This is a genomic window from Chrysiogenia bacterium (genome assembly GCA_020434085.1).
Classification (GTDB): domain Bacteria; phylum JAGRBM01; class JAGRBM01; order JAGRBM01; family JAGRBM01; genus JAGRBM01.
Genome location: JAGRBM010000269.1, coordinates 1 through 9574 on the forward strand (window position 1 = coordinate 1; position 9574 = coordinate 9574).

Annotated in this window: 11 protein-coding genes and 1 tRNA gene; 10 read left to right on the plus strand and 2 right to left on the minus strand. The window is 62.1% G+C overall.

Annotated features, from left to right (window positions below):
• The coding region (locus tag KDH09_09065; GenBank protein ID MCB0219830.1) for a hypothetical protein at nt 1-750 on the plus strand (750 nt) is incomplete at its 5' end.
• A gap of 86 nt (nt 751-836) precedes the next feature.
• Here KDH09_09065 and KDH09_09070 read toward each other — a convergent pair.
• Nucleotides 837-1856, minus strand: coding sequence for an SDR family oxidoreductase (locus KDH09_09070; GenBank protein MCB0219831.1), 1020 nt, complete (start codon nt 1854-1856; stop codon nt 837-839).
• Nucleotides 1857-2158: 302 nt separating this feature from the next.
• On the opposite strand from KDH09_09070, the gene KDH09_09075 reads away from it, so the two are divergent.
• Both KDH09_09075 and KDH09_09080 read left to right on the plus strand, forming a co-directional pair.
• A complete protein-coding gene (locus KDH09_09075; GenBank protein ID MCB0219832.1) occupies nt 2159-2440 on the plus strand; it encodes a (2Fe-2S)-binding protein in 282 nt (93 codons plus the stop codon).
• A 29-nt stretch (nt 2441-2469) separates the two neighbouring features.
• Nucleotides 2470-2949, plus strand: coding sequence for a hypothetical protein (locus KDH09_09080; protein ID MCB0219833.1), 480 nt, complete (start codon nt 2470-2472; stop codon nt 2947-2949).
• A 34-nt stretch (nt 2950-2983) separates the two neighbouring features.
• On the opposite strand, the gene KDH09_09085 is transcribed toward KDH09_09080, so the two are convergent.
• The gene (locus tag KDH09_09085; protein MCB0219834.1) at nt 2984-4327 is read right to left on the minus strand and encodes an AarF/ABC1/UbiB kinase family protein; all 1344 of its coding nucleotides are present in this window, start codon (nt 4325-4327) and stop codon (nt 2984-2986) included.
• A gap of 270 nt (nt 4328-4597) precedes the next feature.
• Here KDH09_09085 and KDH09_09090 point away from each other — a divergent pair.
• From KDH09_09090 to KDH09_09120, 7 genes are all read left to right on the plus strand, one after another.
• Nucleotides 4598-4672, plus strand: a tRNA-Val gene (locus tag KDH09_09090).
• Between the two features lie 79 nt (nt 4673-4751).
• A complete protein-coding gene (gene thrS, locus KDH09_09095; GenBank protein ID MCB0219835.1) occupies nt 4752-6530 on the plus strand; it encodes a threonine--tRNA ligase in 1779 nt (592 codons plus the stop codon).
• A gap of 3 nt (nt 6531-6533) precedes the next feature.
• Nucleotides 6534-7199: a translation initiation factor IF-3 gene (gene infC / locus KDH09_09100; GenBank protein ID MCB0219836.1), complete on the plus strand. Its 666-nt coding sequence runs from the start codon at nt 6534-6536 to the stop codon at nt 7197-7199.
• A 53-nt stretch (nt 7200-7252) separates the two neighbouring features.
• Nucleotides 7253-7447, plus strand: coding sequence for a 50S ribosomal protein L35 (rpmI, locus tag KDH09_09105; GenBank protein MCB0219837.1), 195 nt, complete (start codon nt 7253-7255; stop codon nt 7445-7447).
• A 35-nt stretch (nt 7448-7482) separates the two neighbouring features.
• Entirely contained in the window at nt 7483-7836 is a 354-nt protein-coding gene (gene rplT, locus KDH09_09110) for a 50S ribosomal protein L20 (GenBank protein MCB0219838.1), read from the plus strand.
• Nucleotides 7837-7930: 94 nt separating this feature from the next.
• On the plus strand, nt 7931-8956 hold the full coding sequence (gene pheS, locus KDH09_09115; GenBank protein ID MCB0219839.1) for a phenylalanine--tRNA ligase subunit alpha: 1026 nt from the start codon (nt 7931-7933) through the stop codon (nt 8954-8956).
• The coding region (locus KDH09_09120; protein MCB0219840.1) for a phenylalanine--tRNA ligase subunit beta at nt 8956-9574 on the plus strand (619 nt) is incomplete at its 3' end. The genes pheS and KDH09_09120, both read left to right, overlap by 1 nt.

The following is a 9574-nucleotide window of genomic DNA, read 5'->3' on the forward strand; positions in this document are numbered from 1 at the left end:
CTCGAATCCGAGCTGCGCGGCTACATCGACGGCCCGGTGCGGGTGATTCGTCGCTCGCGCAACACCTATCACATCGCCATCATCCCGACGCTGCGAACAGATCTCGAGGCCGCGTTCTACCGCTCGCACTTCGACTTCGACCTGACCGGCAAGATGCCCATCGATGCCGATACCTTCGTCTCCAGCGCGGAGATGCGCGTGAGCGTGGACTACAACGACAACGTGCGCGGCGCGACCTTCTACACGGGCACTTACCGCAAGGGTTACACCTTCGATGGAAAGCCCGACGGGCTGCCCAACATGAAGGAACTCTCGCGCGCGCCCTACCAGTGGGGCGCGATCTACGGGTTCGGCAAGGACAAGAAGGACGGCTGGTTCTCCCGCATGATCCCCGGACCGACGCTGCCGAGCTGGTTTCAGCCCTTCATCGAAGACGATGCCGAGCGCGATGATCGTCCCGAGCGCGTGCCGGGCGTGAACAATGTCGGTTTCTTCTCGGACACAATGAAGAAAATGAAGAAGGGGCCGTTCTCTTTGCGCTCGTACCTGTTCCGTCTGCGCGAGTTCAATCCCCAGGACGTGACGCCCTATCTGAACATCACCGACAACCCGATCGAGGTGAAGGTGCGCACCCTGAAAGTGCCGGCCTCCACGCCGGTCATCGCCGAGGACATGCCCGCGGCGAGAACGCCCGCTGCCGGCGAAGCCGCCGCACCGGTCAAGGCGACTTCGACAGGCACGGTGCAGTAGGGGAACAACGATCTTTTAGACAACAAGCGCTTCATCAAAAAAGGGCGGCCCATCGGGCCGCCCTTTGTCATCGTGAACTGGAAACCTCAGGAAGCGCGCTTCAAGAACTCGCGGTTGGTGATGTAGCCGTTTTCCTTGAACCATTCGACGGCGCGGCGAATGGATTCCTCGATGGGCGTGAATTCCAGGCCCAGTTCCTCGCGCGCTTTCGTGTTGTCGTAGAACAGGTACTGCTTGGCGTAGCGCAGCGCCTTGCCCGAGACGACCGGTCGCTGGTGGGTGACCGTATCGGAGCGGTATTCGAGCGCATAACCCATGGCGATGGCGACGTTGATGGGGATCTTGCGCAGCTTGATGCGCATGCCCGTCACTTCCATCACGAGGTCGAGAAACTCCTTCATTTTTACATTGCGGTTGGTCAGGCAGTAGCTCTCGCCGACCTTGCCCTTTTCCTCGGCCAGCACGTGGCCGCGGGCGACGTCTTCAACGTCGACGATGTTGAAGCCCGCGTCGAAATAGCCGGGCGTCTTGCCGTTGACGATGTCGAGCAGAATCTGGCCCGTCGGGGTGGGGGCGATGTCACGGGCGCCGAAGGGAAAGCCGGGGTTCACGATGGTGAGCGGCAGCCCCTCGCGCGCGAAGACCTTCGCATCCTGGTCCGAGAGGTACTTCGAGAAGACGTAGTCGTTGGCCTTGTCGATCTGGTTGAAGTCCGTCTTCTCGTTGGAGGGGGATTCGCCGTCTTCGACTCCGAGCGCCGCGATGGAACTGGTGTAGACGACCTTCTCCACGTCGGCCTTGTAGGCGGCCCAGAGCACGTTCTGCGAACCGGTGATGTTCACATCGTACATCTTGCGGCGGTTGGGAAGCCACAGAGCGTAGATCGCCGCCAGGTGGAACACGCGGTCGCAGCCCTTCATGGCCGCCTTGACCTGGTCGGAATCGGTGACGTCGGCCTCGACCTTTTCCACGTCCAGGCCGTCGATGTTCTTCGTATTCTCGCCGTGCATGATCATGCAGCGCACGTCGCGGTTTTGTTCGAGCAGCAGCCGCACCACGTGCGAGCCGATGAATCCGGCGCCGCCGGTTACCAGTGTTTTGCCCATTCGATCACTCTCCTGAATTTCGTTTTGCTTGTCGCAGGGAATTGCAGATGACCGGAGCGTTGCGCGCGCTCGGCAGAGTTCCCCATGGCCTTGTTGCGGGCGCACGTGTCGCATGCGCCGCGCCCGCCGGGGGCGATACTTACCCGATTGCAGCGCTCCCGACCAGTCGGTCGGGCAAATCGCAGCGGCAGGGACGCCTTTTCGCCGGCGGAAAAATCGGCCATTGTCCCTGTGATGTCGGCACCTTGGCCGCCGCGCGCGTGCGGGCCGGGGCCGGACTTTCCCTTTTTCGGAGCGAGAGCGTGGCAAAGATTCGATTTCTGACCGACGGCATCGAGGCCGAGGTTTCCGATGGCACTCTGGTAATGGACGCTTGCGAGGACAACGGTGCTTCCCTCCCATTTGGCTGTGCCGAGGGATTTTGCGGCACCTGCACGATGGTGGTGAAGGAAGGCCTGGAGAACCTGGCCGCCCCGACCGAGAAAGAGCGCGAGCGGCTGGCCGACACGGGCCTTGGCGAGGGCCTGCGCCTTGGTTGTCAGGCGGTTCTGGAGCGGGGCGAGCTGGCCTTCGAGAACGGGTAAGGTCTTCGCGGCAAAGAGAGCAGGCGAGCATGGACCCGGTACACAACAGAGAGCTCCATCTTCTGGTCAGACAGCACAAGGTTGTCTACGAGGTGCGCCCGAATCTCAACTACACTCAGGGCAATGCCAGGGAGATCGGCTTCGACGTGACCCTCTATGGAACGCACGTGCAGCCCGCCCATCCGCCCGATCCCGGCTGCCATGAGTGCGCGCAGGTCTGGCGGGACCTCAGCAAGATCGCCCGCGCGGCAATCCCCCCCGACGATCACGAGAGCCGCTCCGCCATCGCCCCCTTCGACCAGCTTCTCCACGAATCGGCGGCGCGGAATTTTCGCTACGACGTCGAGCTGACCATCGAGGTCCGCCACCGCAAGCATTTTCTCGATCCCGCCGATGCGTCCGAATCGCACACGGTCAAGGCGATCGTGAACGCGCTCAAGGAACTCGGCGCGCAGGAGCACACCTGGAGCGAGATCCGGGCAAAGCAGCACATGATTCCAAAAGCGTGAGTCCTGAATCGTCGCGGAAAACTCGAAACCGCAATCAGTTCTGCGCCGCATCGCGGTCGGCGTCCTGGGGGGCTCTTCCGAAGTGGCGGGCGAAGACGTCCTTCCATTCGGGCTTGGTGAGCACGCGCATGATCTCGGCGGCGTAGATGCTCATCACGTCCATTTTCGGGTCGAACATCCGGCTCATGCCCTCGAAGGTCAGATACGCCACGTTGAGCAGCGTGACGTTGGGGTCCAGGTGCAGGTGGTGGCGCCGGATCATCTTGAACATGTCGAGCACATACTTGGCGAACTCGATTTCCGAGGCGTTCTTGCCCTCGAGCTCGTCGAGAATGGAGACGCAGTCGGCCTCGAAGGCTTCGTAGTCTTTTGGCTGGATTCCGTATTCCTCGACGTAGGCGCGGGCCACGCCTTTGCCATCGCGCTGGGAGATCGCCAGGTTGAAGCGCAGGAAGGTGGGCAGGTAATCCTCGCGCACGTTGTTCACCAGGCCCAGGTCCAGGATGTAGCAGTTGCCCGCATCGTCGAAGAGGATGTTGCCCGGGTGCAGGTCGGCGTGGATGAAAAAGTCGTCGAAGACCATCTTCGTGTAGATCTTGAACAGCCGGATGGCCATGTCCTTGCGGGGAACCTTGATGATGTCGACAATGTCGTCGATCTTCAGCGCGTCGATGAACTCCATGGTGATGACCTGTTTGGAGCAAAGCTCCTCGTGCAGTTTGGGGATGTGCACATAGGGCAGGTCCTTGAAGTTCTCGTGGAAGCGCCGGTTGTTGTCGGCCTCTACCGTGAAATCGAGCTGGGCGTAGATGGCATCGCCGAATTCCTTTGTCTGCGCGACAAAGTTCATGCGCCGGGCGATGGGAATGAGCGTCTCTACCAGACCGGCCATGAAGCGCATGATCGAGAGATCGCGCTCAACGGTCTTCTCGATGTCGGGGCGGCGGACTTTGACGGCCACGCGTTCGCCGGACTTGAGATTGGCTTCGTGGACCTGCGCCACGCTGGCGGCGGCGATGGGCTCGCGGGTGAAGTTGTCGAAGATTTCATCGACGCCCTTGCCGAAATCGTCCTGGAAAATTTTTGCGACCCCCTCGAACGGAAATGGCGGCACGCGGTCCTGCAGGATGGCCAGCTCCTCGGTGATGTAGGGCGGCAGCAGATCGGGCCGTGACGAGAGGATCTGTCCGAGCTTGATGTAGGTCGCTCCCAGGCCCTGGAGCAGCGCGCGGATGGTCGAGCCCAGGAGGGCTTCGTTCTTGAGCTGGCGGGCCTGTTTGTCGAAAGTGAATAGGTGCGCGGCGCGCAGCAGAAAATACCGGCCGATGTGCCAGGTCATGTGGAAGGCGACATTGAGGAAACGCAGGGCAAGACGCATGATGACTGATGGGGCAGGGCCGCATTTCGCGCGCGCGGCCTGCCTTCGGCTCCTTGAAAATTTACGTGTTCAAAGTGACAAGGCGGCAGTATAGGGCGCCGGCCCCAAAGCGCCAAAACATTGAACATCGGCCCGCCCTGTTTCATTCGCGGGTCTTCCCGCGGGGCAGATTGGGGAAAAGCCTCAAAATCCGGTCATTTGGGGCTTGACCCGACGTGAATAGTTGGCCAATTATTGCCCCCTTCGTTGGAGCGCTTCGGCGCTTTCAACAGGCGCGTAGCTCAGGGGTAGAGCACCACCTTGACATGGTGGGGGTCGGCGGTTCGAAACCGCCCGCGCCTACCAGAGAACGAGCAAACGAGGGCTCCGCGCGCTTTCAGTTTCGAAAGCAGCAGGGCCCTCGTTTTTATTCAGGCGGTACGTAGTGGCAAAGCAGATCAAACTGGCAGAAGGCGGCACCCTCGACGCAGGCAGCCCCGAGGGGCTCGAACTCCTGCGCCATAGCACCTCGCACCTGATGGCCCAGGCGCTCACCGAGATGTTCCCGGGCATCGAGATCACCATCGGGCCGGCCACTGCCGACGGCTTCTACTACGACGTCGACTACGAGCGTTCTCTGAGCCCCGAAGATCTCGAGGCCGTCGAGGCGCGCATGCAGGAAATTGTGAAGCGCAACGACCCGGTTGCCCGCAAGGAAATGCCGCGCTCCGAGGCGATCGAACTCTTCAAGGGCCTCGGCCAGAAATACAAAGTCGAGATCATCGAAGGAATCCCTGAAGGGGAGACCATCAGCGCCTACAGCCAGGGCGACTTCATCGACCTGTGCACGGGCCCCCACGTGGCCAGCACCGGCGAGCTGGGCAGCTTCAAGCTCCTGCGGCTGGCCGGCGCCTACTGGCGCGGCGATGAGAAGAACAAGATGCTCCAGCGCATCTACGGCACCGCGTTCCCCTCCGACAAGGAGCTGCGCGTCTATCTCAAGCAGATGGAAGAGGCCAAGAAGCGCGACCACCGCAAGCTGGGCAAGGAACTCGACCTGTTCAGCATCCAGGACCTGGGCGGCGGCGGCCTGGTGTTCTGGCACCCCAAGGGCGGGCGCATTCGCGAGGCCATCGAGAACTATCTCAAGGAAATTCACCGCAAGCGCGGCTACGAGTTCCTGAACACGCCCCACGTGGCGGACCTGGAGCTGTGGAAGACGTCCGGCCACTGCGATTTCTACGCCGACCGCATGTATCCGCCCATGGAAATCGAGAACCGGCTGTTCCAGCTCAAGCCCATGAACTGCCCGTTCCACATCCTGATCTACCAGAACGGGCTGCGCAGCTACCGCGACCTGCCGCTTCGCTGGGCCGAGTTCGGCACCGTCTACCGCCACGAGCAGTCGGGCGAGCTCCACGGGCTGATGCGCGTGCGCGGCTTCACCCAGGACGACGCCCACATCTTCTGCCGCCCCGACCAGCTCGAATCCGAGATCGCCGGGGTGCTGGATCTGATGATGGAGGTCCTCCAGACCTTCGGATTCAACGATTTCGACATCGCGCTCTCCACCCGGCCCGACGACGCCATCGGCGATCCGGAGATCTGGGAGAAGGCCACGGCCGCCCTCAAGGCCGCCATTGAGAGCCGGGGCCTCAAATACACCGTCAAAGAGGGCGACGGGGCCTTCTACGGCCCGAAAATCGACATCGACATCCGCGACGCCATCGGCCGGACCTGGCAGTGCTCGACGACCCAGCTCGATTTCAACCTCCCTGAGCGCTTTGCCATGGAGTTTGTGGGCGACGACAATGCCAAGCACCGTCCGATTATGATCCACAGGGCCCTCATGGGCTCTATGGAGCGGTTTTTCGGAATTCTGATCGAGCACTACGCCGGGGCCTTCCCGACCTGGCTGGCCCCTGAGCAGGTGCGGGTCATCTCCATCACCGACGAGCAGGCCGACTACGCCCGTAAGGTATTGCAGACCCTAAATGATTCGGGTATAAGGGCGACCGCCGATTTGCGCAACGAGAAGCTGGGTCTGAAGATCCGCGAGGCGCAGACGCAGAAAATCCCTTACGCATTGGTGATCGGCGACCGGGAAATGGAAGAGGGCAAGGTCGCTCCCCGCAAATACGGGGAGAAACAGGGCCTGCCGGCTCTTCCAGTATCGGAATTTGTGTCGCAGATTTGCGAAGAGATCGAAAGCCGGAGGGCCTAGTTTATTTATAGGGGTCGCCAGACTTCGCGAGAGCGCGAACCGCAGGCCCGAATCAATGAGCGCATTCGTGCGCCGGAGATTCGGGTAATTGACGAACAGGGCGAACAGCTCGGCGTTCTCCGGCCCGACGAGGCCTTGGCAATGGCCAAGTCACGTGGCATGGACCTGGTGGAGATTTCTCCCAACGCCGCGCCGCCCGTCTGCAAGTTCATGGACTACGGTAAGTTCAAGTATTTGCAGAAGAAAAAGGCTGCTGAAGCCAAAAAGCATCAGCACCAGGTGCAGCTCAAGGAAGTAAAATTCCGGCCGAAGATCGAGAAGCACGACTACGAGTTCAAGCTTCGCAAGGCCATCGAATTCCTTGAGGAAGGCAACAAGGTAAAGCTCACGATTCGTTTCCGCGGTCGTGAGATTACGCGTCCGGCGCTGGCCCAGCGCATCATCGACCAGGTGGTCGAGGACACCAAGGACGTCGGCGCGCTCGAAGGGCGCTCGACATTCGAAGGGCGCACGATGATCGCGATCCTCGTGCCGGTGGCCAAGCAGGGCGGCAAGGGCAAGGCGCCCAAGAAGGAAGCGGCAAAGGCTGAAAAGCCCGCCGCAACGCCGGAAGAGAAGCCGGCCGAGAAGACTGAGGAAGCCGCAAGCGAGAGCGTAGCGGAGTCCTGAGAAGACAGAGACCAAAGTCCCGCGCAAGCGGGACGTAGAAAGAGCTGAAGACAATGCCGAAGATGAAAACCCACCGTGGTGCCGCCAAGCGAATTCGCAAGACCGGCAAGGGCAAGTTCAAGTTCAAGCGTGCCGGTAACCGTCACTGCCAGTCGACTCATTCGAAGTCGACCCTGCGGCGCAACCGCGACAACGCTTACATCGACGACTCGAACCTCAAGGCCGTCAAGGCGATGCTTCCCTACTAAGGGCGGCGTCCTGACGAGAGAGAGAAGGCAAAGAAATGGCACGCGCAACCCGGGGCACCAAGGCCCGCGCCCGTCGTAAAAAGATCATGAAGATGGCCAGCGGCCGTCGTCACGGCCATGGCGATCAGCTCAAGACCGCCCGTGACAGCGTCATCCGCGGCTTCAAATACGCCTACCGCGACCGCAAGGTCCGCAAGCGCGACATGCGCGGCCTGTGGATTCAGCGCATCAACGCTGCCGCTCGTGAGAACGGGCTCAGCTACTCGCGTCTGATTCACGGACTCAAGGAAGCCGGTGTGGAACTCGATCGCAAGGCGCTCGCCCAGATCGCCTACGAGAACCCGGCGCAGTTTACGAGCATCGTCGAGGTGGCCAAGCAAGTAGCGTAAGCTCACAACCGGCCCACTTTCGGCGAATCGCCACGTTGGCTCCCCCCGCTGGGATGCCCCGTGGCGATTCTCGTATCTGGGCAAGGGGAAACAAGTGGAAGCAAAGCTCAAAGAGATCGAAACCCAGGCCCGCGCCGCCATTGCCGCTGCAAGCGACGAGGATGCGCTGCGCGAGGCGGAGACCGAATACCTGGGGCGCAAGGCCGGCAAGCTCTCTGCCGTGCTCAAGGGGCTCAAAGACCTCTCGGGGCCCGAGCGCGGCGCGGTGGGCAAGCTGGCCAACGAGATCAAGAACGCCCTGGAAGCGCTCATTGCCGAGCGCCGCGAGAGCCTGCAGTCCTCGGCCATGGCGGGGCGCCTCCAGAAGGAGAGCATCGACCTGAGCCTGCCCGCCTCGGGCGTGGCCGCCGGCAGCCTGCACCCGCTCGTCCAGATGGAGCGCGAGCTGCGCGCCATCTTCGTGCGCATGGGCTTTACCGTCGCCACCGGCCCCGAGGTCGAGAAGGACTACTACAACTTCGAGGCCCTCAACATCCCGGCCGACCACCCCGCGCGCGACATGCAGGATACCTTCTACATCCAGCCCGGCGTGCTGCTGCGCACGCACACCTCGCCGGTGCAGATCCGCACCATGGAAAAGCGAGAGCCGCCGGTGCGTATCATCGCGCCGGGCAAGGTCTACCGCTGCGACTCCGATCCCACGCACTCGCCCATGTTCCACCAGATCGAGGGCCTGTGGATCGACAAGGGCGTGACCTTCGCCGATCTCAAGGGGACGCTCGGCTCGTTCATCCGCCAGGTGTTCGACTCATCGGTGAAGCTGCGCTTTCGCCCCAGCTTCTTCCCCTTTACCGAGCCCAGCGCCGAGGCCGACATGAGCTGCGTGTTCTGCAAGCGCGACGGCAGCGCCTGCAGCGTGTGCAAGGGCAGCGGGTGGATCGAAGTGCTGGGTGCCGGCATGGTCGACCCGCGCGTGTTCGGCTTTGTGGGCTACGACCCTGAGCAGTACTCGGGCTTTGCCTTTGGCCTGGGCATCGAGCGTTTCGCGATGCTCAAATACGGCGTGCCCGACCTTCGTCTCTACTTTGAAAACGACGTGCGCTTCCTGGAGCAGTACTAGTGAAAATTTCCTACCAATGGCTCAAGGACCTGGTTCCCGCGCTGGAACTCAGCCCGCAGGAACTGGCCGAACAACTCACAATGGCGGGCCTCGAGCTCGAAGACCTCGAAGATCCCAGCCGCGGCTGGGACAATGTGGTCGTCGGCAAGGTTGAAGCAATCGAGCCCCATCCCGATGCCGACAAGCTGCGCCTGTGCACGGTGCGCGTTGGCGCGGATACCGTTCAGAAGATCGTCTGCGGCGCGTCCAATGTGGACGCGGGCCAGAGCGTGTGCGTCGCCCTGGAAGGGGCGGAGCTTCCCGGCGGCTTCAAGATCAAGAAGGCGAAGATCCGCGGCGTTGAATCGCGTGGCATGATCTGTTCGGAAAAAGAGCTCGGCCTGGCCGAACAATCCGACGGCATTCTCGTGCTTGAAGGCGCGCAGGCCGACAACGAGCCCGGCACGCCGGTGGCCAAGGTGCTGCATGTGCCGCCGCTGCTCGATCTCTCGGTGACTCCCAACCGCGGCGACTGCCTCTCGGCCATCGGCCTTGCGCGCGAGGTCGCTGCGCTCACCGGCGGCGAGCTGCACGAGCCCGAGTTCGCGCTCAACGAGCAGGACGGCGCCGCCAGTGAAG